This window comes from Massilia sp. DD77 (genome assembly GCF_036961685.1).
Taxonomy (GTDB): domain Bacteria; phylum Pseudomonadota; class Gammaproteobacteria; order Burkholderiales; family Burkholderiaceae_D; genus Telluria.
The window spans coordinates 49,359-71,467 of sequence record NZ_JBAMDH010000024.1 but is presented as its reverse complement, the minus strand read 5'-3'; the positions used below and the strand labels follow the sequence as shown (position 1 = coordinate 71,467).

General features: G+C 66.8%; 16 protein-coding genes. 11 read left to right on the top strand and 5 right to left on the bottom strand.

Going from position 1 to position 22,109, the window contains the following annotated elements; translation table 11 throughout:
* Position 1: 1 nt before the first annotated feature.
* Positions 2 to 1,366, top strand: coding sequence for a TolC family outer membrane protein (locus V7778_RS15875; protein ID WP_335556996.1), 1,365 nt, complete (start codon positions 2 to 4; stop codon positions 1,364 to 1,366).
* Between the two features lie 173 nt (positions 1,367 to 1,539).
* Positions 1,540 to 2,148 carry a DUF4214 domain-containing protein gene (locus V7778_RS15870; RefSeq protein WP_335556994.1) on the top strand — a complete coding sequence of 203 codons (609 nt, stop codon included), beginning with the start codon at positions 1,540 to 1,542 and terminating at the stop codon, positions 2,146 to 2,148.
* 72 nt (positions 2,149 to 2,220) lie between these two features.
* On the opposite strand, the gene V7778_RS15865 is transcribed toward V7778_RS15870, so the two are convergent.
* Positions 2,221 to 3,114, bottom strand: coding sequence for a sulfurtransferase (locus V7778_RS15865; protein WP_335556992.1), 894 nt, complete (start codon positions 3,112 to 3,114; stop codon positions 2,221 to 2,223).
* 203 nt (positions 3,115 to 3,317) lie between these two features.
* On the opposite strand from V7778_RS15865, the gene dnaE reads away from it, so the two are divergent.
* The gene (gene dnaE / locus V7778_RS15860) at positions 3,318 to 6,812 is read left to right on the top strand and encodes a DNA polymerase III subunit alpha (protein ID WP_335556991.1); all 3,495 of its coding nucleotides are present in this window, start codon (positions 3,318 to 3,320) and stop codon (positions 6,810 to 6,812) included.
* Between the two features lie 122 nt (positions 6,813 to 6,934).
* Here the strand turns inward: dnaE and V7778_RS15855 are convergent, their stop codons facing one another.
* Genes V7778_RS15855 through V7778_RS15845 form a run of 3 tightly spaced genes read right to left on the bottom strand, consistent with a single transcriptional unit; the run spans position 6,935 to position 9,179 of the window.
* Entirely contained in the window at positions 6,935 to 7,627 is a 693-nt protein-coding gene (locus V7778_RS15855) for a hypothetical protein (RefSeq protein WP_335556989.1), read from the bottom strand.
* Entirely contained in the window at positions 7,624 to 8,346 is a 723-nt protein-coding gene (locus tag V7778_RS15850) for a PepSY domain-containing protein (RefSeq protein ID WP_335556987.1), read from the bottom strand. Before V7778_RS15850 ends, V7778_RS15855 begins: the two co-directional genes overlap by 4 nt.
* Complete coding sequence (locus V7778_RS15845) at positions 8,346 to 9,179, bottom strand: glycosyltransferase family 2 protein (protein ID WP_335556986.1); 834 nt, start codon at positions 9,177 to 9,179, stop codon at positions 8,346 to 8,348. The genes V7778_RS15850 and V7778_RS15845 overlap by 1 nt, the downstream gene beginning before the upstream one ends.
* 52 nt (positions 9,180 to 9,231) lie before the next feature.
* On the opposite strand from V7778_RS15845, the gene V7778_RS15840 reads away from it, so the two are divergent.
* Both V7778_RS15840 and msbA read left to right on the top strand, forming a co-directional pair.
* The gene (locus V7778_RS15840) at positions 9,232 to 10,485 is read left to right on the top strand and encodes an O-antigen ligase family protein (protein ID WP_335556984.1); all 1,254 of its coding nucleotides are present in this window, start codon (positions 9,232 to 9,234) and stop codon (positions 10,483 to 10,485) included.
* Complete coding sequence (gene msbA / locus V7778_RS15835; protein ID WP_335556982.1) at positions 10,475 to 12,202, top strand: lipid A export permease/ATP-binding protein MsbA; 1,728 nt, start codon at positions 10,475 to 10,477, stop codon at positions 12,200 to 12,202. Before V7778_RS15840 ends, msbA begins: the two co-directional genes overlap by 11 nt.
* A 316-nt stretch (positions 12,203 to 12,518) precedes the next feature.
* Here the strand turns inward: msbA and V7778_RS15830 are convergent, their stop codons facing one another.
* Complete coding sequence (locus V7778_RS15830) at positions 12,519 to 14,783, bottom strand: family 1 glycosylhydrolase (protein ID WP_335556980.1); 2,265 nt, start codon at positions 14,781 to 14,783, stop codon at positions 12,519 to 12,521.
* Positions 14,784 to 15,016: 233 nt separating this feature from the next.
* Here V7778_RS15830 and V7778_RS15825 point away from each other — a divergent pair, with 233 nt between their 5' ends.
* From V7778_RS15825 to V7778_RS15800, 6 genes are all read left to right on the top strand, one after another.
* Positions 15,017 to 15,253, top strand: coding sequence for a hypothetical protein (locus V7778_RS15825; protein ID WP_335556978.1), 237 nt, complete (start codon positions 15,017 to 15,019; stop codon positions 15,251 to 15,253).
* A 106-nt stretch (positions 15,254 to 15,359) separates the two neighbouring features.
* Positions 15,360 to 17,063, top strand: a complete 1,704-nt coding sequence (locus V7778_RS15820) for an NAD(P)H-dependent oxidoreductase subunit E (RefSeq protein WP_335556976.1) — start codon at positions 15,360 to 15,362, stop codon at positions 17,061 to 17,063.
* Positions 17,060 to 19,861: a formate dehydrogenase subunit alpha gene (gene fdhF, locus V7778_RS15815; RefSeq protein WP_335556974.1), complete on the top strand. Its 2,802-nt coding sequence runs from the start codon at positions 17,060 to 17,062 to the stop codon at positions 19,859 to 19,861. The genes V7778_RS15820 and fdhF overlap by 4 nt, the downstream gene beginning before the upstream one ends.
* Positions 19,858 to 20,727 (top strand): formate dehydrogenase accessory sulfurtransferase FdhD, encoded by an 870-nt coding sequence (locus V7778_RS15810; protein WP_335556973.1) that lies wholly within the window; start codon positions 19,858 to 19,860, stop codon positions 20,725 to 20,727. Before fdhF ends, V7778_RS15810 begins: the two co-directional genes overlap by 4 nt.
* A complete protein-coding gene (locus V7778_RS15805) occupies positions 20,727 to 21,434 on the top strand; it encodes an ABC transporter permease (protein WP_335556971.1) in 708 nt (235 codons plus the stop codon). Before V7778_RS15810 ends, V7778_RS15805 begins: the two co-directional genes overlap by 1 nt.
* Positions 21,431 to 22,096 (top strand): energy-coupling factor ABC transporter ATP-binding protein, encoded by a 666-nt coding sequence (locus V7778_RS15800; RefSeq protein WP_335556969.1) that lies wholly within the window; start codon positions 21,431 to 21,433, stop codon positions 22,094 to 22,096. The genes V7778_RS15805 and V7778_RS15800 overlap by 4 nt, the downstream gene beginning before the upstream one ends.
* Positions 22,097 to 22,109 lie beyond the last annotated feature (13 nt).

The following is a 22,109-nucleotide window of genomic DNA, read 5'->3' as shown; positions in this document are numbered from 1 at the left end:
GATGAGCGCGACCACCAAGACTCGCCGAGTGGCGGCGCTGCGTGCCGGCGTGATCGGCGCATTGCTGGCGCTGGGTGCCGGCGGCGCCGGCGCCGTGACCCTGCAGCAGGCCTACGAGGCCGCGATCAGGCACGATCCGCAGTTTCGCATGCGCTTCTACGAGAACGAATCGGGCAAGGAAAACCGCGTCCTCGGCCGCGCGCACCTGCTGCCGAGCATCTCGGGCAGCTATTCCTACGGCAGGAACGTGGCGGACCAGGAATTCATGCGGCAAACCATCATCGGGCCGGTCCCCGTGCACGAGCACCCGAAATACACCAGCCGCTCGGCCGTGGTGCAGCTGCGCCAGCCGCTGTTCAACATGGACGCCATCATGCGCTACCGCCAGGGCAAGGTGCAGACGGCCCAGAGCGAGGAGACCTACGAGGCCGCCATTGACGACGTCTCGGTGCGCGTGGTCAGCGCCTACCTGGACGTGCTGTTCGCCCAGGACCAGCTGGCGCTGGCGAAGGTGCAGCGCGACGCCCACCTGGAGCACCAGAAGGTCAACCAGCGCCTGTTCGAAAAAGGCGAGGGGACCAAAACCGACATGCTGGAAACCCAGGCCCGGCTCGACCTGGCTGAAGCCCAGCTGATCGAGTCGCAGGACAACCTGACCGCGGCGCGCAATACCCTCGAAGGCGTGATCGGCATGGATCCGGGCGAGCTGACCCAGCTCGGCGCGGATTTCCGCCCTGGCGAGCTGAATCCCGCTTCGTTCGAGGAATGGAGCAAGCTGGCGCTGGCGCGCAACAACCAGCTGGCCGCGGCCCGCCTGGCGGTCGAGAATGCGCGCCTGGAAATTGGCCGCAACAAGGCCGGCCACCTGCCGCGCCTGGATTTCGTGGGTTCTTATAGCAAGAGCGACAGCGAATCGCTGACCAACCTGGGCCAGGAAAACACCAATCGCCAGGTCGGTCTCCAGCTCAATATCCCGATCTACGCGGGCGGCTCGGTGAACGCCACCACGCGCCAGGCTGCCGCCAACTACGGCCGCGCCAAGGCCGAGCTGGATGCACGGACCAATGAAGTCCTGGTCGAGCTGCGCAAGGCGCATAGTGTGGTGCTGAGCAGCGGACGCAAGGTCGACGCGCTGATCAAGGCGGTCAACTCCGGCAAGCTGTTGATGACCGCCACCGAGCAGAGCATCAAGGGCGGCGTGCGCATCAACCTCGACCTGCTCAACGCCCAGGCGCAATTGTTCACCAGTCAGCGCGACCTGGCCCAGGCGCGCTACGCCTATCTGCTGGGCGTCCTGCGCCTACGCGCGGCTGCCGGCACCCTGCAGTCGGATGCGATCCGGGAGATCGCGGCGTACTTCCGCTGACCCCTTGGCGAACCCGGCCGGCGCCGGGTTCGTCAAAATTATCTTCAGTCAATTTAACTTTATCTTTTGGGAAATATCGCCTAAAAGCAATCATCCCGCACACTCTTCAGTATTTTGCGCCGCTTTTTTTGTGGTTGGAGTAGCATCAATCCACCAATCTAAAGGAGGCTCAAATGGCAGATACCAATACTATCGCGGTGCAGAAGCTCTATGTCGCTTATTTTGGCCGCCCGGCCGATCCGGGCGGCCTGCAATACTGGACCAATGCACTGGCCAATAATCCCAACGCCCTGATGGAAATGTCGCGCCAATTCGGCATCTCGAACGAATACCGCGATACCTATGCCGGCATGAACAACCGGGCGCTCGTGAACGAAGTCTATGACAACCTGTTCGGACGCCAGGGCGATACCGCCGGGCTGAATTACTGGACCGACCTGATGGACCGGGGTGTCATCACTATCGATGCGGTGGTGAACGACATGTCCAAGGCCGCGGCGGGGAATACAGACGGGGTGATCTTTGCCGGCAAAGCCAACGCCGCAGCCGTCTTCACGCAGCGCCTCGACCTGCCGAATGAAATCGCGGCTTATCAAGGCACGGCGGCGATCAAGACCGCAGTCGATTTCGTCGCCACCGTCAAGGATCTGCAGAGTGCATCTTTGGCCCAGGATCAGGGCTATGTGGACAGCTGGATCGAACGCATGGTCACAGGCGGCACCGGCATGGAAGACGTCACCCTGGTAGGCTCGCCGACCGGTTTCGAACCGCCACTGTTCTGATTTCGCACGGACCTGGCGTCCGCGCAAACATGAAATCTTATTTCAAACGCTGCGCCGCGTTGAAAGAAAATTTCATGCTTCCGCTTGTACCGAAGTGACTGCATTGTGCCCGGCGGCCGCATCCCCGGCGGCTTCCGGCGCGCAGTGCGGGCACGAGACTCCCACCACATACTGCGGCGACAATTGCTGGCGTGGCGTGACCACGGCGCGGCAGGCAAAGCACTGCGCGGTCTCGGTCGGTTCCAGCTTGGGATTGAGGGCGGTGCGGTAGTCGAACACGAAGCAGTCGCCCGTGTAGTGGTCGCCGCCCACCTCCTCGAAATACTTCAGGATGCCGCCGTCCAGCTGGTAGACGCGGTCGTAGCCGATATCCTTCATGTGGATCGCCGCTTTCTCGCAGCGGATGCCGCCGGTGCAGAAGGTCACCACGGTCTTGCCGGCCAGCTCATCCTTGTGCTGGGCCGCCACCGCGGGAAACTCCGTGAACTTGTCGATGCGGTAGTCGAGCGTGTTCTCGAAGGTGCCGACGTCGACTTCGAAGGCATTCCGGGTTTCCATCATCACGACCGGCACGCCTTCGTCGTCATGGCCCTGGTCGAGCCAGCGCTTGAGCGTCTTCGGGTCGACCGAGGGCGCGCGGCCCAGTTCCGGCTTGATCAGCGGCATGCGCATGGTGATGATTTCCTGCTTGATCTTCACCAGCATGCGCTTGTGCGACTGTTCCGCCGACAGGCTCTCTTTCCACTCCAGGTCAGCCAGGCGGGCATCGCTGCGCACCCAGGCCAGGTACTGGTCGATGTGCTCGCGCGTGCCCGACAGGAACATGTTGATGCCTTCCGGGGTGAGCAGCACGGTGCCTTTCAGGCCCAGCTCGTTGCACAGCGCCTGGTATTGCGGGCGCAGTTCTTCCAGGTTTTCGAGCGTGACGAATTTGTAGGCGGCGATGTTGACGTACTGGGTGGACATGGCGGAATGCGGTGAAAAGACAGGCCGATATTATAAGGCAGGGTGGGGGACTTGCTGCTGGGATTGCCCATTCCAGGCCGGTCGGCGTCCTCGGCGAGCAACAATGATAGAGGTTTGCTATCCGTAGTCACTTGTCGTGCTGATAAGCAACAAGCATACACACCCGCCTTCATCGCTTCCGCCGAGCAAGGTAAAATGTCAGGATGACCTCCCCGATCTTCACCCACCTGCGTGTCCACTCCGAGTACTCCATCGTCGACGGCCTGGTCCGTATTGACGAGCTGGTGGGGGCTGCCGCCAAGGACCGGCAGCCGGCGCTGGCCGTCACCGACCTGGCCAACATGTTCTGCCTGGTGCGCTTCTACAAGGCGGCGCGCGGCAAGGGGATCAAGCCGATCGTGGGCGTGGACGCCTGGATCACCAACGACGACAACCGCGACAAGCCGTCCCGCCTGCTGATCCTGGCCAAGAACCACACCGGCTACCTGCAGCTGTGCGATTTGCTGTCCAGGGCCTGGCTCTCCAACCAGTACAAGGGCAAGGCGGAGATCCGCATGGAATGGCTGGAAGCCCTGGCCACCAGCGTCTCGACCCTGGAACCGGATACGCCCCAGGACAACGCCCTGATCGTGCTGTCGGGCGCCCAGTTCGGCGACATCGGCCAGGCCATCGACAACGGCGACCTGGCGAAGGCCGAGGCCGCCGCCCAGCGCTGGGCGCGCATCTTCCCGGGCCATTTCTACATCGAGATCCAGCGCGCCGGCCAGCCGAACCAGGAGCAGCAGGTGCGCCATTCGGTGGCGCTGGCTTCGCGCCTGGGCCTGCCGGTGGTAGCGACCCACCCGGTGCAGTTCCTGAGCAAGGACGAATACATCGCCCACGAAGCACGCGTCTGCATCGCCGAAGGCGAGATGCTGGCCAACGCCAAGCGCGTGCGCCGCTTCAATGAAGAGATGTGCTTCAAGTCGCAGGAAGAGATGGCGCGCCTGTTCGCCGACCTGCCGGGCGCGCTCGCCAACTCGGTGGAGATCGCCAAGCGCTGCAATGTGACCCTGACCCTGGGCAAGCCGCAGCTGCCGAACTTCCCGACGCCGGGCATGACCATCGACGAATACCTGGTGGCGGAAACCAAGCGCGGCCTGGAAGAGCGCCTGGTGCAGCTGTATCCGGATCCCGTCCAGCGCGAAAAGGAACGTCCGCGCTACGAGGACCGTCTGAAGTTCGAGAACGACACCATCATCAAGATGAAGTTCCCGGGCTACTTCCTGATCGTTGCGGAGTTCATCCAGTGGGGCAAGAACAACGGCGTGCCGATCGGCCCCGGCCGTGGTTCGGGCGCGGGCTCGCTGGTGGCCTACGCGCTGAAGATCACCGACCTCGACCCGCTCAAGTACAACCTGCTGTTCGAGCGCTTCCTGAACCCGGAACGCGTCTCGATGCCCGACTTCGACATCGACTTTTGCCAGGAAAAGCGCGAACTGGTGATCCAGCACGTGAAAGACCTGTACGGCCGCGATGCGGTGTCCCAGATCGCCACCTTCGGCACCATGGCGGCGAAGGGCGCGATCCGCGACGTCGGCCGCGTGCTCGACTTCGGCTACAACTTCTGCGACGGCGTCTCCAAGCTGATTCCCTTCAAGCCGGGCAAGCAGGTCTCGATCGCCGAGGCGATCGAAGAGGAACCGCTGCTCAAGGAGCGCCTCGAGAACGAGGAAGAGGTCAAGCAGCTGCTCGACCTGGCCCAGCAGGTGGAAGGCATCACCCGTAACATCGGCATGCACGCCGGCGGCGTGCTGATCGCCCCCGGCAAGCTGACCGACTTCTGCCCGCTGTACACCCAGTCGGGCGACTCGGGCGTGGTCTCGCAGTACGACAAGGACGACGTTGAAGCCGTCGGCCTGGTCAAGTTCGACTTCCTGGGCCTGACCACCTTGACCATCCTCGACCGCGCGGTCAACTACATCCGCGCGCTCGATCCGGCCGACGCCGGCTTCAATCTCGAGACCCTGCCGCTCAATGACCGGCCCTCGTACAAGCTGCTGTCCGACGCCAAGACGGTCGCGATCTTCCAGCTCGAGTCGCGCGGCATGCAGGGCATGCTGAAGGACGCGCGTCCCGACCGCTTCGAGGACATCATTGCGCTCGTCGCCTTGTACCGTCCGGGCCCGATGGACCTGATTCCCGACTTCTGCAAGCGCAAGCACGGCGAGAAGTTCGACTATCCCGATCCGCGCACCGAGTCCATCCTGTCCGAGACCTACGGCATCATGGTCTACCAGGAGCAGGTCATGCAGATGGCGCAGATCGTCGGCGGCTACTCGCTGGGCGGCGCGGACATGCTGCGCCGCGCGATGGGCAAGAAGAAGGCCGAGGAGATGGCCGAGCACCGCGAGATCTTCCGCGCCGGCGCCGCCAAGGACGGCCTGTCGACCGAAAAGGCCGACGAGATCTTCGACTTGATGGAGAAGTTCGCGGGCTACGGCTTCAACAAGTCGCACGCGGCCGCCTATGCGCTGCTGTCCTATCACACGGCCTACCTCAAGGTCCACCACACCGCCGCGTTCATGGCAGCCAACATGTCGCTGGCCATGGAAGACACGGACAAGATCAAGATCCTGGTCGAGGATTCGATCGACGTCTGCAAGCTGACCATCCTGCCGCCGGACGTCAACGAATCGCAGTTCCGCTTCACGCCGGAAGGCCCGCCGCGTTCCGTCACCGGCAAGCAGGTGGCCAACATCCGCTACGGCCTGGGCGGCGTCAAGGGCGCCGGCCAGGGCGCGATCGAAGCGATCATCGCGGCGCGCACCAGCGGCGGCAAGTTCAAGGACCTGTTCGACTTCTGCAAGCGCGTGGACCGCAAGCAGATCAACCGCCGCACCGTCGAATCCCTGATCCGGGCCGGCGCGATGGACTGCTTCGGCGTCGACCGCGCGGTCTTGCTGGCCTCGGTCGCCTTCGCCATCGAGGTGGCGGACCAGGCGGCGGCGTCGGCCAACCAGGTCAGCCTGTTCGGCGGCGACGACAGCGACCTGGTCGCCCCGCCGGAATACGTCAAGGCCACGCCCTGGACCGACCGCCAGAAGCTGGCCGAAGAGAAGATCGCGCTCGGCTACTACCTGTCGGGCCACATGTTCGACTCGTATGCGCTTGAAGTGCGCCGGTTCGCCAAGACCAAGCTCAAGGACCTGGAGCCCTCGCGCGATCCGCGCATGCTGTGCGGCGTGATCACCGGTGTGCGCACCCAGATGACCCAGCGCGGCAAGATCCTGATCGTGGCGCTGGACGACAAGACCGGCGTGGTCGAGGTGACCATCTACAGCGAACTGTTCGAGGCCAACAAGAACATCTTCAAGGAAGACGAATTCCTGCTGGTGGTGGGCAAGGTGTCGGAAGACCGCTTCAACGGCGGCCTGCGCATCACGGCCGAGAAGGCCTTCGACATCGCCGCCTCGCGCATCCAGTACGGCCACAAGCTCGAGATGGACCTGGCCACCACGACCAGCCCGGCCAAGATCGCCGAAGTGCTGCAGCCCTATCGGGTGCAGGACGGCCTGCCGGTCAGCCTGCGCATCAACCCGCAGGGCATCGAGTGTGTGATGCAGCTGGGTGACGACTGGCGCGTGGCGCCGTCGGATCAGCTCAAGCACGCGCTCGAGCTTACGCTTGGGGCGAAGGGTGTGGCGGTGGAGTACTGATCCGGGCTTTGGTTGGGAAATTGGGCCCCCGCCTTCGCGGGGGTGACGTTGTTTGATTGCACCGTTAGCTCAAAAACCGTCGTCCCGGCGAAGGCCGGGATCCAAGTTTGCGTAAACAGCCGCTACCGCTTCCTCTTCTTCGGTACCACCCTGAACGTCGCCCCCAACAACCACAATCCCCCCAGCGTCAGCAGCATCCCCGCCCCCGCACTGCCCACCACCAGCGGATGATTGAAATCCGTCCGCTCCCGGTAATCCATGATGTGCAGCATCCAGAAGAAATCGAACAGCCGCCAGGTGCTGTTCCGGTGCGGCAGCACCTCGCCCGTCTGCGCCGACACGTAGATGACCGTGGCATCCGCGTCCAGCACATGGATGCGCCAGACCTTGCCCTCGTGCCCGCGTACCTCCGGCGTGGACAGCAGCAGCTGCGGCGCCAGCATCGGCATGCCGCCGCGGTAGGAGGCCGCCGCCAGCCGCGCGGCGATCCCGGCATCGACTTCCACCGGGCGCCCGTCGCGCGCGCCGGCGAGCCAGGTGGTTTTCCCCTGCGACAGCCGGTATACGGGCAAGGCGTCCAGCCAGGCGCTCGCGATCCGGTCGACGGGCCGCTGCTGCGCCGCGAGCACCTGCCCGACCGGCAGCGCATCGGGAATCCAGGGCCGGGCCGCGGGCGCCGGGGCGCGGGTGTGCATGCCGTGCACCTTGTGCATGTCGAGCAGGCTCATGACCAGGCCACTGCCCATCCAGAGCAGCACCTGCAGGCCGATCAGGAGCCCCAGCCAGGTGTGGGCGACGCGCAGCAGGCGGGTCATCGCCTGAGCTTCCTGCGCAGCCGAGGTCGCAGCCAAAGCGCCAGCAGCCAGGCGCCGCTGAACGCCATGGCGCTGCCCGCGATGGCGCTGGCCTGCAGCAGGCCGTTGTTGACGTTTTCGCGCTCGTCGTAATCCATGATGTGCAGCATCCAGGCCAAATCGAACCAGCGCCACAATTCGTGCCGGCGGGTCAGCAGCTCGCCCGAGTAGGGCGAGTAATACAGGGTGGTCGAGACCGCGTCGTCGAAGCGGGCCGCCCACAACGGCGCGGGACGGGCGCCCACCTCGCGCGGCGCGGTCGTGAGCCAGTCGACGGCGCGCAGCTGGCCGTCGCCGAGGTAGGCGGCCCGGGCCAGCTCTTCCACTTGGGCGCGCGTGAGCGGCGCCAGCGGCGCCCCGCTGGCGGCGTCCAGCAAGCTGATCTCCTTGCCGCGGCGCAGCTCGACCACTTCACGCCCGCCCAGTTGCTTGAAGGCGAATCCGCTCATGCCTGGGTAGCGCGCCGCCAAGGTGGCGGGATCGATGCGCGGGGATGAAGGCAGCAGGGCAGGGCGCTCGTTGCGCGCGAGGTGGTCGCCGTGCACGGCCTCGATCGGCACCGCCACCATATACAAGCCGCCAGCCATCCAGAGCAGGGCCTGGACGCCGACCAGCAGCGACAGCCATTTGTGGATGCGCCGCACCCACAGCGGCCAGCGGCTGGGTCGCGCCGGGGGCATCAGGCGGCTGCGCCCTGGTGCTCGCGCAAGCCGCGCGTGGCCTGGGTAGTCTTGTCCAGGACGCGCCCTTCGACCACCTTGCGGTTGCTGCTTTCCTCGTCGCGCCTGGCCTCGCGGTGCCACAGGTGCAGCACTTCGGTGGCGAAGGCGCCGTCCTTGCGCCGCACGCCGGCGTGCAGCAGGCGCACCACCAGGTCGGAATCCTCGTGGCCCCAGCCGACGAAGCTCTCGTCGAAGCCGTTTACCCGCAGCAGGTCGGCGCGCCATACCGCCAGGTTGCAGCTCTTGATGCGGCGCCAGCTGAACTTGCGGTGCACGCGGCCCAAATCGGGCCAGCGCAGCAGCAGCTGCAGCAGCTTGTTCACGTCGCCGCGCAGGCGGTAGCGCAGCTTGTCGGCAAAGCCCATGGCCGGCAGGTCGAGATGCTCGGCCAGCGTCTTCTCGGTCAGGGCGGGGCTGAGCAGGATGCGGCTGCCCGACACCAGGAAGCCCGGCCGCGCCAGCGCACGGTGGCGCGCGATGAAGTCGCGCTGCGGGATGCAGTCGCCGTCCAGGAAAATGATATAGTCGCCGGTTGCCGCCAGGGTGCCGCGGTTGCGCGCCATCGCGGCGCGAAAGCCGTCGTCGGGCTGCCACACATGCTTGAGCGGCACGGGCGAGCGTTCGCGCAGGCGGTCGATGCATTCCCGCGTGTTGGCACCGGAGCCGTCATCAGCGATAATGATTTCAAAATTCTTGTCATCCTGCAAGAAACAGGCTTCCACCACCGCCGCCAGGGCGTCCGGCCGGTTGTACGTCGTGATCACGACCGAAATTGTCGGTGCTTGCTGCATGGCTTCCAGAATAAAACGCTCAAGGTGGCAAGAATATCCCACAAGAACCTGAATGAACAATAAGCCATTGCAGTCATGGGCGCCGATGCAGCTGTGGATCGGCTTCCAGGTCTTCCTATTTCCCTTCATTAGCCTCATCACCCCCTCCGGTATCGGCTTTTCCAGCCTTTTGTTCGTGCTGTCGCTGCTGTTCGTGCCGCGCAAGGCCTGGGCGGCGTTGGCGCCGTATTGGAAGGACGTTCGCTGGGTGGTCGCCGCTTTCGTCTTCCAGCTGGCGCTGGCGGCGGTGTGCGTGCTGCTGCGTCCCGAGGCCGACCTGTCGCGCCTGGACAAGCCTTCGCGCATGCTGATGGGCTTGAGCGCCACCATGCTGGTGCTGCTGGCGCGTCCGCCGCGCGCCGTCCTGTGGTGGGGTGTGCTCGGGGGCGCCGTGGCCGCGCTGCCTTTCATCCTGTGGCAGCGCATCGGCCTGGGCATCGACCGGCCGGGCGGCTTCCTGAACGCGATCACCTTCGGCGACCTGGCCCTCTGCCTCGGCCTGGTGGGCCTGGCGGCGGCGGTCGATTACCGCCACAGCACCCGCAAGGCCTTGCTGCCGGCCCTGGGCGCGGTGGCCGGGCTGGCGGCCTCGCTCGCCACCGGCACCCGCGGCGGCTGGATCGCGCTGGCGCTGGCCGGGCTGCTGTTCCTCAGCTACGCGCAGATGCTGCACAGCCGCCGCGTGCGCCTGCTGCTGGTCGGCAGCTTCGCCCTGGTCGGCGCCACCTTCTTCATTCCCGCCACCGGCATGCAGCAGCGCGCCGAGCAGGGCGTGACCGACGTGCGCACCTGGATGAACGGCGGCAGCGCCTTCAGCAACGTCGGCATCCGCCTTGAATTGTGGAAGGGCGCCGCCATGCTGATCGCCGAGCGTCCTTTCACGGGCCTGGACCAGGCCGCGGTGCGCGCGGAACTGCGGCGCCACGTGGAGGACCGCGCACTCGACCCCGTGGTCTTGCCCGCCGAACACCTGCATAATGACGTCCTGCAGGCGCTGGCGACCGGCGGCGTCTGGGGCTTGCTGGCCTGGGCCGGCATCCTGCTCGCGCCCTTCCTGTTCTTCTCGCGCGCACTGGGGCGGGGCGTACACATGGGCATGCCGCAATTCGGGCCGGCCCTGGCCGGCATGCTGGTGGTGCTGTCCTACTTCAGCTTCGGCCTGACCGAAGTGATCTTCTGGTCGCTCAAGGGCTGCATGTTCTATGCGCTGATGGTCTTCTTGCTCATGGGCTTCTGCCTGATTGCGAAAGAAAAAAGTGGAAAATAAAGTCGTCGTCAAGCGCCTGCTGGCGCTGATCAAGCCGTACCAATCGCGATCCTGGATGGCGCTGCTGTCGATGGCGCTCACTGCCGCCACCCAGCCCTTGCTGGGCAAGGCGCTGGAACTGCTGCTCGATCTGGGCTTCAAGAAAAAAGTGCCGTTCAGCCTGTGGTGGATTCCAGGCGTGCTGGTCTCGATCTTCATCCTGCGCGGGATCGGCACCTTTTCCACTTCCTACCTGAATAACTGGGTGCTGTCGCGCGTGCTGAACGACCTGCGCGCCATGGCCTTCGAGCGCGTGCTGCGCCTGCCGGTGGCGCGCTTCCAGGAGGAGACCACCGGCAAGATCATCAACACGGTGGTGAATGACGTGCGCCAGGTGGTGGACATGATCCAGTCGGTATTCGTGGCCTGCGTGCGCGACGTGCTGGTCGTGGTTGGCCTGCTGGGCGCGCTGCTTTACCTGAACTGGAAGCTGACCCTGGTCGCCATCGTGGTGGTGCCGCTCACCGCCGTGATCGTGCGCACCACCACCGGCCGCCTGCGCCGCCTCAACCGCGAAAGCCAGCGCGTCACCGCCGAGATGACCGGCGTGGTCGAGGAAGCCGCGCGCGGCCACCAGGTGATCCGCGTCTTCTCGGGCGAGCGCTACGAGCGCGCCCGCTTCCACGCCCGCAGCGAGGCGCTGCGCGGCTTCGCCCAGCGCATGACGGTGGCCTTCGCCGCCACCACCCCGATCACCCAGATCGCCACCTCCATCGCACTGTCGCTGGTGATCGTGCTGGCGATCCGCGCCGAGATGACGGTGGGCGAATTCACCAATTTCGTGACCATGATGCTGATGCTGCTCACGCCGCTGAAGTCCCTGGCCGAGGTCAACGGCCCGATGCAGCGCGGGATCGCGGCCGCCGAGACGGTCTTCCAGATCATCGATTCGCCTGCCGAACTCGACACCGGCAGCCGGGAACTCGGCCGTGCGAAGGGCCACCTGGTGTTCGAGCGCGTGGCCTTCCGCTACCCGAACGCGGCCAGCCTGGCCCTGGACGAGGTCTCGCTCGACATCCAGCCGGGCCAGACGGTGGCCCTGGTGGGCATGTCGGGCGGCGGCAAGTCTACGTTTGTGAACCTGGTGACGCGCTTCTACGATCCGGAAGGCGGCCGCCTGCTGCTGGACGGCCTGCCTTACCAGGACATCAAGCTGGCCAGCCTGCGCGCCCAGCTGGCGATGGTGAGCCAGAACGTGGTGCTGTTCGACGACACGCTGGCGGCCAATATCGCCTACGGGGTGGAGCGGATCGACCACGAGCGCCTGGCGGCGGCGGTCAAGGCCGCGCACCTGACGGATGTGGTGGCCAAGCTGCCGGAAGGCGTGGAGACGCGCATCGGCGAGAACGGCTCGCGCCTGTCGGGCGGCCAGCGCCAGCGCGTGGCGATCGCGCGCGCGATCTACAAGGACGCGCCGATCCTGATCCTGGACGAGGCCACCTCGGCGCTGGACAACGAGTCCGAACGCGCGGTGCAGGCGGCGCTCGACACCCTGATGGCCGGCCGCACCACGATCGTGATCGCGCACCGCCTGTCGACCATCGAGCGCGCGGACCGCATCGTGGTGATGGAGCATGGGCGGATCGTGGAGCAGGGGACGCATGAGGAGCTGCTGGCTTCGAATGGGATGTATGCCAACCTGTATCGCTTACAGTTTGCGGCGGTGGAAGAGAAGTGAACGCGGCTGTTCGCCGGCTGCTTGAACATGGTTCCGGCCTTCGCCGGAACGACGTTGAGTGAGTCAACCGTTACCTGTAAGACCGTCATACGCGCCACTGGCGCCTATGACTCCCCGCGAAGGCGGGGACCCAAGTTTGCAAGCACACCACCTGCCACAAAAAAACCGCGCCTCCCCGAAGGAAGAGCGCGGCAACTTGGCAGAACCCTGTCGTGTTACTTGGAACCTATCCTGGCGCGCCTGGAAAGCGCAGCCGGCGTTGCTCGTCGTTGTGTGGCCAGCCACACTGCCTCCTCCCGCCTACCGGGATAGGTTCTCAGCTGGCGTAGTGCGCCGCCTCCCCCGGCCGTTCGCCGTCGAATCCGTGTGCGCGCTGCTCCACCGCTTCCACATAGCGCTTCAGCGCGTCGTCCAGTGACGGCAGCAGCATTGCGCGCTCGCTGCCCAGCGCACTGAACCGTGGCCGCCTGGCGGCATAGCCGCAGGACGCCATCGGCACTTCCTCCAGCCGGCCCGGATCCACCCCGGCCGCGGCGCAGGCGCGCCGGGCCAGCTCGGCCCAGCTCACCGCCTCGGCATTGGTCAGGTGCCAGACGCCGCGCTCGCGGTCGATCAGCAGGTCGAGCGACACGTTCACCAGGTCGGGCACATAGGTCGGCGCCACCACCATGTCGCCGGCCGCCTGGAAAGGCTGGCCGTGGTCGAGCGCGTTCAATGCCTGGGTGACGAAGTTGTGCTGGTCCCAGGGACCGAAGAAGGACGAGGTGCGGATCACCAGCGCCTGCGGGTCGGCGTCCAGCACGCGCTGCTCGGCCTCGGCCTTGCTGCGGCCGTAGACGCCGAGCGGATTCACCGGGTCCGACTCGACATAGGGCTGGCCCTTGGCGCCGTCGAACACCAGGTCGGTCGAGAAGGTCATGAAGCGCAGCGCGTGGCGGATGCAGGCCAGCGACAGGATGGTCGGTCCCAGGGTGTTTTCGCGCATGCAGCGTTCGCTGTCGCCTTCCGCCTCGTCGACGCGCACGTAGCCGCCGGCATTGATGATGGCCCAGGGCTTGAAGCGCAGGATCGCATTCTCCACCGATGCCGGATCGGTGATGTCCATCTCCTGGCGCGTCAGCACGTGGTAGGCCAGGTTGCGTTTTTCGCAGATGCGCGCGAAGGCCGAGCCCAGGGTGCCTGTGGCGCCCGTGATCAGGATCGGCTGCACGTGGGCCGACTTGAACTGGCCGCGCACGGCCAGGTCGGCCACCGCGGTGCTGGTCGCCACCGGCTTGCACAGGAAGCGCCCCGGACGGCGCCACCAGCCTTCGCCCTGCAGCACCGGGTTGCTCAGCGGGCGGCCGCTGGACAGCTCGCGCATCAGGGTCGCCACCGCGGTCGGACGGGGCGTGCCGCCGCGCACGTCGAAGGGACCGGGCTCGTAGTAGCCGCGGCACTCGGTCACCAGGCAGTTCCAGTCGAAGGAGCCGAGCAGGGCCCAGACCGTCACGGCGCGCACGTCGGCGCCCTGGTTGCGCGCCTTCTGGGCCGCGTTCCAGATCTCGACCAGCCAGCGCAGCTGGTCTTCGCGGTTGGCGTCGATATGGGCCTCGGTGATCGCGATCGGCAGGCCGTAGCGCTCCCAGGTTTCCATCAGCAGCGGCGCGATGCCTGGCGTCGGCGTGGCCAGGGCGCGCGGCGTCTCGATGTCGGCGTGCGGTACGCCGCGGTAGGTGTGGCGGTGGCTTTCCGGATAGCGTTCCGGGCGGTGGTCCAGCCAGCGTTCGCTGGTGATGTAGTAGTTCACGCCGATGATGTCCGGCGGGCAGGGGTTGTCGCGGAACCAGCGCAGTTCGTCTTCGGTCGCGTTCGATGCGAGCAGGTAGTGCCACAGCTTGTGGTCCTGGTCCACTTTACCGCACAGCAGGTCCCAGCCCAGCCAGCGGCGTTCGTTGAAGAAGCTGGTGATCGCTTCCATCTCCGGCGTACCGTAGGTCTTGGACAGGTCGTCGGTCTGGACCAGCTTGGCGTTCGGGTTGACGGCGCGGATGGCGCGCATCGCCAGCACCGTGGCGCGGGTCTGGTTGAGCAGGGCGCGCACGAAGGTCGCTTCGTCGCCGCCGTGCGGGTACCAGACGCCCGCCAGGCCCGAGAAGCGCGCCGTGGTCAGCGGCTCGTTGACCGGGGTGTAGTACTCCACCCAGGGATAGCGCGCGGCGACGGCGCCGGCATACTCGGCGAGCTTGTCGGCGAAGCCGGCATCGACCAGGCTGGTATGACGCGGGCCGCTGCCGTGGTGCACCAGGCCGACGATCGGGGTGACGCCCAGCTGCTGCAGGGCAGGCAGGCGCTCGTCGGGCCAGGACCAGTCGGCCGACTCGATGCCGTCCGGCGCGGTGCGCTCCCACAGTACCGGATAGCGGATCGCCCGGATACCGAGCGAGGCGAAGCGTTCGATGTCCTGCAGGCGCTCGGCGTGGCCGTTGCGGTCCATCTGGCTGAAGTAGTTGTCGCGCACACGGTTGACCGTGCATTCAAGTCCGCCCCAAAGCGCCAGCTCTGGGGTTTGTTCCGGCTGGGAACCAAGATGTGGAATCATGAGTGGTGTCTGCTTTGTGAAAACAGCCTCAAGCCTACTGTCCCGGTTTTGACCCTTATGTGAGCTAGCCCACATAAAAACGCTTTTTAGGACAATTCCTACTTTTTGTGGGCATCATTCACTTTACTGAGCCTAATTTCGCTTAAAAAAGCGAAACATCCGCGGCGGATGAGCGCGTGCGCCGCGAGGCTGCCGATCGCGCGACAATGCGCACAGCGATACAGGAGAACGCGATGTACATGGTTTACTGGACGATGGTCGACGACGACGCCAGCCAGCCGCACGCCCAAGTCTTCGACACCACCGAGATGGTGGGGGCCATGCAGTTCATGGAAGAGCTGCGCAAGCGCCAGCGCGCCGGCGAGGGCGTGCGCTTCGTGACGATGTGTTCGGAGCACCCGGACGTGGTCGGCCATCCGGGCGTGGACGTGACCGGTCCCGGCTACAACTGGAAGAAACGGCGGCGCTAGCGGCGCCCGTTCTTCGAGGCAAGGCCGGCAGGTTCCAAGCCCGTCCGCCCGGCCCCGGTTTATACTGTGGCAACCGGCACCTAGACCGGGCACGAGACCTGTCCACATGAACCATCCCATCATTCCGATCGTCGCGCAGGGTGCGAGCCGCCTGCGCAAGCGCCAGGCGCCCAAGGGCCGCCAGGTCGATGCGCAAGCCCTGGCCGAAGTCCGCGCCCTGCTGGGCGAGGCCCCGCGCCGGCGCGACCTGCTCATCGAGCACCTGCACAAGATCCAGGACCGCCACGGATGCCTGGCCAGCAGCCACCTGGCCGCGCTGGCGCAGGAGATGGGCCTGGCGCAAGCCGAGGTCTACGAGGTCGCCACCTTCTACCACCATTTCGATGTGCTCAAGGAAGGCGACGCGGCCCCTGCCGCGTTGACGGTGCGCGTATGCGCCGGCCTGTCCTGCGAGATGGCGGGCGCGCGCGAACTGCTGGGCAAGCTCCCTAGCATCCTCGGGCGCGAAGTCAGGGTGCTCGAGGCGCCCTGCGTCGGCCGCTGCGAGCAGGCGCCGGTGGCGGTGGTCGGCCAGCTGGCCGTGCCGCATGCGAGCCCGGAAAGCCTGCTGGCCAAGGCGCGCGCGGGCGAAACGACCGATCTGGTCCACGATCACATCGGTCTCGACGCCTACCGCGCGGCGGGCGGCTACGCGCTGCTGCGCGACTGCGCCGCCGGCAAGCTCGACGCCGAGCAGCTCATCACGGCCCTGGAGGCATCCGGCCTGCGCGGCCTGGGCGGCGCAGGCTTCCCGCTGGGGCGCAAGTGGCGCATCGTGCGCGCGGAACCTGGGCCGCGCCTGATGGCGATAAACATCGACGAAGGCGAGCCCGGCACCTTCAAGGACCGCGTCTACCTCGAGCGCGACCCGCACCGCTTCCTGGAAGGGGCCCTGATCGCCGCCTGGGCGGTGGGCATCGAGGCCATCTATATCTACCTGCGCGACGAATACCACGGCTGCCGCGCCATGCTGGAAGCCGAGCTGGACAAGCTGCGCGCGGATCCGCCGCTGCAGGGCATGCCGCCCATCCACCTGCGCCGTGGCGCCGGCGCCTATATCTGCGGCGAAGAGTCGGCCATGATCGAGTCGATCGAGGGCAAGCGCGGCATGCCGCGCCTGCGTCCGCCCTACGTGGCCCAGGTCGGCCTGTTCGGCCGCCCGACCCTGGAACACAATTTCGAGTCCCTGCACTGTGTGCGCGAGATCCTGGAACGGGGCGGCGCATGGTTCGCCGGCCATGGACGCAACGGCCGCCGCGGCCTGCGTTCGTTCTCGGTCTCGGGCCGGGTGCGCGAACCGGGCGTCAAGCTGGCCCCGGCCGGCATCACGATCCGCGAACTCATCGCCGAATACTGCGGCGGCATGCGGGACGGCCACGATTTCTACGCCTACCTGCCGGGGGGCGCGTCCGGCGGCATCCTGCCGGCCAGCATGGGCGACATCCCGCTCGACTTCGATACCCTGCAGCCCTACGGCTGCTTCATCGGCTCGGCCGCCGTGGTCGTGCTCTCGCAGCACGACAGCGCGGTGGCGGCCGCCCGCAACATCCTGGCCTTCTTCAAGGACGAGTCCTGCGGCCAGTGCACGCCCTGCCGCAACGGCACCGCCAAGGCGCTCGACCTGATCCGCCAGCCGGTGTGGGACACGGCTTTGCTGGGCGAGCTGTCGCAGGTGATGCGCGACGCGTCCATCTGCGGCCTGGGCCAGGCGGCGCCGAATCCCATCGACTGCGTCATCCAGTATTTCCCGCACGAGCTGGGGCAGCCATGAACGACTTCAACCGCCTGATTTCATTTGAACTGAACGGCCGCAGCGTCGACGCGCTGCCCCACGAGACCCTGATCGAAGTCGCGGCGCGCGAAGGCATCGAGCTGCCGCGCCTGTGCTACAAGGAAGGCATGGAGGCAGTCGGCAACTGCCGCTCCTGCATGGTCGAGATCGATGGCGAGCGGGTGCTCGCGCCTTCCTGCTGCCGCCATCCCGCAGCCGGGATGAAGGTCAGGACCGACAGCGCGCGCGCCGTCGCCGCGCAGAAGATGGTGCTGGAGCTCCTGCAGGCCGACATGCCGGAAGCCGGGTACACGCGCCGCAACGAAGTCGATATCTGGGCTGAAAAGCTCGGTGTCGGCAAGCCGCGCTTCGCGCCTACGCGCCCGCAGCCGCAACGCGACGCGACCCACGCCGCGATCACGGTCAATCTCGACGCCTGCATCCAGTGCACGCGCTGCGTACGCGCCTGCCGCGACGAGCAGGTCAACGACGTGATCGGCCTGGCCTTCCGCGGCGAGAACGCGAAGATCGTGTTCGACCAGGACGACCCGATGGGCGCCTCCACCTGCGTGGCCTGTGGCGAATGCGTGCAGGCCTGCCCGACCGGCGCCCTGATGCCGGCGCGCGAGGTGGCGCTGCAGATCCCGGACAAGCAGGTCGACTCGGTCTGCCCCTATTGCGGCGTCGGCTGCCAGCTGACCTACCACATCAAGGACGACAAGATCCTGTACGTGGAAGGGCGCAAGGGCCCGGCCAACCTGGGCCGCCTGTGCGTCAAGGGCCGCTACGGCTTCGACTACGCCCACCATCCGCACCGCCTCACCCGGCCGCTGATCCGCCGCGAAGGCATGCCCAAGAGCGGCGACTTCAGCATGGACCCGGCCCGCGTGCTGGACGTGTTCCGCGAGGCGAGCTGGGAAGAAGCCCTGGCGCTGGCCGGCGGCAAGCTGGCGCGCATCCGCGACCGGCACGGCGGCGCGGCCCTGGCCGGCTTCGGCTCGGCCAAGGGCAGCAACGAAGAGGCCTACCTGTTCCAGAAGCTGGTGCGTACCGGCTTCGGCACCAACAACGTCGACCATTGCACCCGCCTGTGCCACGCCTCCTCGGTGGCGGCCCTGCTGGAGGGCATCGGCTCGGGCGCGGTCTCGAACCCGGTGATGGACGTGACGCGCGCCGAGGTCATCCTGGTCATCGGCGCCAACCCGACCGTCAACCATCCGGTGGCGGCCACCTGGATCAAGAACGCGGTGCGCACGGGCGCCAAGCTGGTCGTGCTCGACCCTCGCCGCTCCGAGCTGGCGCGCCACGCCCACTGCTACCTGCAGTTCAAGCCCGACACCGACGTGGCCCTGCTCAACGCGATGATGCACGTGATCGTCACCGAGGGCCTGGTCGACCGGGATTTCATCGCGAGCCGCACGGTGGGTTACGCCGACCTGGAGAAGAACGTCGCCGAATACAGCCCGGAAGCGATGGCCCCGATCTGCGGCATCGACGCCGAGACCATTCGCTACGTGGCGCGCCTGTACGCCACCTCCAAAGGCTCGATGATCCTGTGGGGGATGGGCGTGTCCCAGCACGTGCACGGCACCGACAATGCGCGCTGCCTGATCGCGCTGAGCCTCATGACCGGCCAGATCGGCCGCCCCGGCACCGGCCTGCATCCGCTGCGCGGCCAGAACAACGTGCAGGGCGCCTCCGACGCCGGCCTGATCCCGATGATGCTGCCGGACTACCAGCGCGTCGACAACCCGGCCGCGCGCGAGAAATTCGAGCGCGCCTGGGGCGCCACCCTGGACCCGAAGCCGGGCCTGACGGTGGTCGAGATCATGGACGCCATCGATGCCGGCCAGATCCGCGGCATGTACATCATGGGCGAGAACCCGGCCATGTCCGACCCCGACGCCAACCATGCGCGCGCCTCCCTGGCCGCGCTCGAGCACCTGGTGGTGCAGGACATCTTCCTGACCGAGACCGCCTACCTGGCCGATGTGATCCTGCCGGCATCGAGCTTTCCGGAAAAGACCGGCACCTTCACCAATACCGACCGCCTGGTGCAGCTGGGCCGCCAGGCCATCTCTCCGCCGGGCGATGCCAGGCAGGACTTGTGGATCATCCAGCGGATGGCGAACCGCCTGGGCCTGCCGTGGAACTACGGCCACGTCTCCGAGGTGTTCGACGAGATGCGCAAGACCATGGCCAGCATCGGCGGCATTACCTGGGAACGCCTGGAACGGGACGGCGCCGTGGTCTATCCGTGCACGAACGAGGGCGACGCCGGCCAGCCCGTGGTCTTCACCGAACGGTTCCCGCGCGAGGGCGGCAGGGCGCGCTTCGTCCCGGCCGACATCATCCCGGCCGACGAGCGTCCCGACGCTGACTACCCGCTGGTCCTGATCACGGGCCGCCAGCTGGAGCACTGGCACACCGGCAGCATGACCCGCCGCGCCGGGGTGCTGGACGCGATCGAGCCCGACCCGGTGGCCCTGGTGCACCCGCTCGACCTGGAGCGCATGGGCATTGCCCCGGGCCAGCCGATCACCATCACCTCGCGCCGCGGCGAAGTGGTGCTGTATGCACGGGCCGACGACAGTTCGCCGGTGGGCGCGGTCTTCGTGCCCTTCTGCTACTACGAAGCGGCGATCAACCACCTGACCAATGCCGCGCTCGACCCCTTTGGAAAGATTCCGGAATTCAAGTATTGCGCCATCAAGCTCACTCCCGGCGGGGAGGTGGCGCCGCAGGGCAGCTACGGTGGCGGCCAAATCCTGGCTGGCATGGCACAATTGGCAACATGAACCGCCCCGACCTGCCACGCTACCGTCCGCAGCTGTCCGACTCCCGCGCCAGCCTGACCCAGGAGGTGCTGGCCGTGGACGAGCGCGGCCGGCGTTCGACGATCGCGATCCCGGCGGAACGCCCGCTGACGGTCTATGTCGACAAGCGCGAGCTGGTCACGCTGATGACCCTGGGCGGCGCGCCCGAGGCCCTGACCCTGGGCTACCTGCGCAACCAGCGCCTGGTGCGCAACATCGAGGACATCGTCTCGATCCAGGTAGACTGGGAAGTCGATTCGGTGGCGGTGGTCACGCGCAGCGGCATCGCCGATGTGGAAGAGCGCACCGCGAAGAAAGTGGTCACCACCGGCTGCGGCCAGGGCTCGGTGTTCGGCGGCCTGATGGACGAAGTCGACCGCATCGTCCTGCCGCCGGACGCGCGCCTGCCGCAATCGGTGGTCTACCGCATCGTCGAGCTGATTCGCACCCAGCAGTCGATCTATAAACAGGCTGGCTCGGTGCACGGCTGCGCCCTGTTCTCGAATACGGGCGAGCTGCTGTACTTCGTGGAAGACGTGGGCCGCCACAATGCGGTGGACGCCATCGCGGGCCTGATGTGGCTCGATGGCCTGGAAGGCGCCGACAAGCTGTTCTACACCACCGGGCGCCTGACGTCCGAAATGGTGATCAAGGGCGCCCAGATGGGCATTCCCTTCCTGCTGTCGCGCTCTGGCACCACCCAGATGGGACACATGGTGGCCGAGCGGGTCGGCATGTCGCTGCTGGCGCGCTGCACCGGCAAGCACTTCCTGCTGCTGGCGGGGCACGAACGCCTGGTGTTCGAGCCGGATCTGCTCGAGCCCCTGGGCGCACCGCGCCTGTCCTGATGTCCCTGCTGGACGCCATCTCGCACGCCTTCGCGCTGCTGTTCAGCGGTGACGCCGCCCTGTGGCGCATCGTCTGGGTCTCGATCAAGACCAGCCTGCTGGGCCTGCTGCTGGCGACGCCGCCCGCGGTGCTGCTCGGCTACGCCATCGCCATGCACCGCTTCCCGGGCCGCCGCATCGCGATCTGGCTGGCCCAGGCCGCGCTGTCCCTGCCCACGGTCCTGATCGGCCTGCTGCTCTACCTGCTGTTGTCGCGCCGCGGCCCGCTGGGTGGCCTGGAATGGCTGTTCAGCCAGAGCGGCATCGTGCTGGGCCAGTGCATCATCGGCCTGCCGGTGCTGCTGGCGTTTACCCTGGCGGCGGTGCAGGGCCTCGACCCGCGCTACGCCGAGACGGCGATCGCCCACGGCGCCTCGCCCTGGCGCGTCATGCGCACCGTGCTGCACGAGGCGCGCTATGGGGTGATGGCGGCTGTGATCAGCGGCTTCGGCCGCGTGGTCTCGGAAGTCGGCTGCGCGCTGATGGTGGGCGGGAACATCGAAGGCGAGACCCGCACCATCACCACCGCCATCGCGCTGGAAACCAGCAAGGGCGAATTCGCGCAGGGGATCGCGCTGGGCATCGTGCTGGTGACCCTGGCGCTCCTGATGAACGGGGCGCTGGTGCTGCTGCAGGGTGAGGCGCGCATGCCGGGAGTGCGGACATGAAGAACGACCTGACTGCGCTGCTGACCGTCCACGGCCTGCGCCGCCAGCATGGCGGGCGGGTGCTGTTCGAGATCGACCGCCTGAGCATCGACGCGGGCAGCGCTTACGTGCTGACCGGCGTGAACGGCGCCGGCAAGAGCACCTTGCTGCGCATGCTGGCGGGGCTGGAACGCTGCGATGCCTGCACCGTCGAACTCGACGGGCAGCGCGCGCCGCTGTATCCCTATCCGGCGGTCTTGCGCCGTTCGATCGTCTACGTGCACCAGCATCCGATCATGTTCTCGACCAGCGTCGGCCACAACATCGCCTACGGCCTGCTGGCGCGCGGCGAAGACCGGCGCGCCGTGCGCGGCCTGGTCGAGGAAGCGATGCGCTGGGCCGGCGTCGAGCACCTGCGCGACACCGATCCGAACCGCCTGTCTGGCGGTGAGAAGCAGCGGGTGGCCCTGGCGCGCGCCCGCGTGCTGCAGCCGCGCCTGCTGCTGCTGGACGAGCCGACCGCCAACCTCGACGGCCAGGCGCGCGAGCAGGTGCTGGCCCTGATCCCGACCCTGCTGCACGCGGGCGGCAGCGTGGTGATGGCCTGCCACGACCGCGACCTGATCGGCCTGCCCGGCGTGCGCCGCCTCAAGCTGCGCGAAGGCCGTCTCGAAATCCGATAATTCCACCCAGGAG

Excerpts from the sequence above, each read along its gene's own strand:
- V7778_RS15875 (WP_335556996.1), top strand. The coding sequence starts at position 2 with ATGAGCGCGACCACCAAGACTCGCCGAGTGGCGGCGCTGCGTGCCGGC.
- V7778_RS15870 (WP_335556994.1), top strand. The coding sequence starts at position 1,540 with ATGGCAGATACCAATACTATCGCGGTGCAGAAGCTCTATGTCGCTTAT.
- V7778_RS15865 (WP_335556992.1), bottom strand. The coding sequence starts at position 3,114 with ATGTCCACCCAGTACGTCAACATCGCCGCCTACAAATTCGTCACGCTC.
- dnaE (WP_335556991.1), top strand. The coding sequence starts at position 3,318 with ATGACCTCCCCGATCTTCACCCACCTGCGTGTCCACTCCGAGTACTCC.
- V7778_RS15855 (WP_335556989.1), bottom strand. The coding sequence starts at position 7,627 with ATGACCCGCCTGCTGCGCGTCGCCCACACCTGGCTGGGGCTCCTGATC.
- V7778_RS15850 (WP_335556987.1), bottom strand. The coding sequence starts at position 8,346 with ATGCCCCCGGCGCGACCCAGCCGCTGGCCGCTGTGGGTGCGGCGCATC.
- V7778_RS15845 (WP_335556986.1), bottom strand. The coding sequence starts at position 9,179 with ATGCAGCAAGCACCGACAATTTCGGTCGTGATCACGACGTACAACCGG.
- V7778_RS15840 (WP_335556984.1), top strand. The coding sequence starts at position 9,232 with ATGAACAATAAGCCATTGCAGTCATGGGCGCCGATGCAGCTGTGGATC.
- V7778_RS15830 (WP_335556980.1), bottom strand. The coding sequence starts at position 14,783 with ATGATTCCACATCTTGGTTCCCAGCCGGAACAAACCCCAGAGCTGGCG.
- V7778_RS15825 (WP_335556978.1), top strand. The coding sequence starts at position 15,017 with ATGTACATGGTTTACTGGACGATGGTCGACGACGACGCCAGCCAGCCG.
- V7778_RS15820 (WP_335556976.1), top strand. The coding sequence starts at position 15,360 with ATGAACCATCCCATCATTCCGATCGTCGCGCAGGGTGCGAGCCGCCTG.
- fdhF (WP_335556974.1), top strand. The coding sequence starts at position 17,060 with ATGAACGACTTCAACCGCCTGATTTCATTTGAACTGAACGGCCGCAGC.
- V7778_RS15810 (WP_335556973.1), top strand. The coding sequence starts at position 19,858 with ATGAACCGCCCCGACCTGCCACGCTACCGTCCGCAGCTGTCCGACTCC.
- V7778_RS15805 (WP_335556971.1), top strand. The coding sequence starts at position 20,727 with ATGTCCCTGCTGGACGCCATCTCGCACGCCTTCGCGCTGCTGTTCAGC.
- V7778_RS15800 (WP_335556969.1), top strand. The coding sequence starts at position 21,431 with ATGAAGAACGACCTGACTGCGCTGCTGACCGTCCACGGCCTGCGCCGC.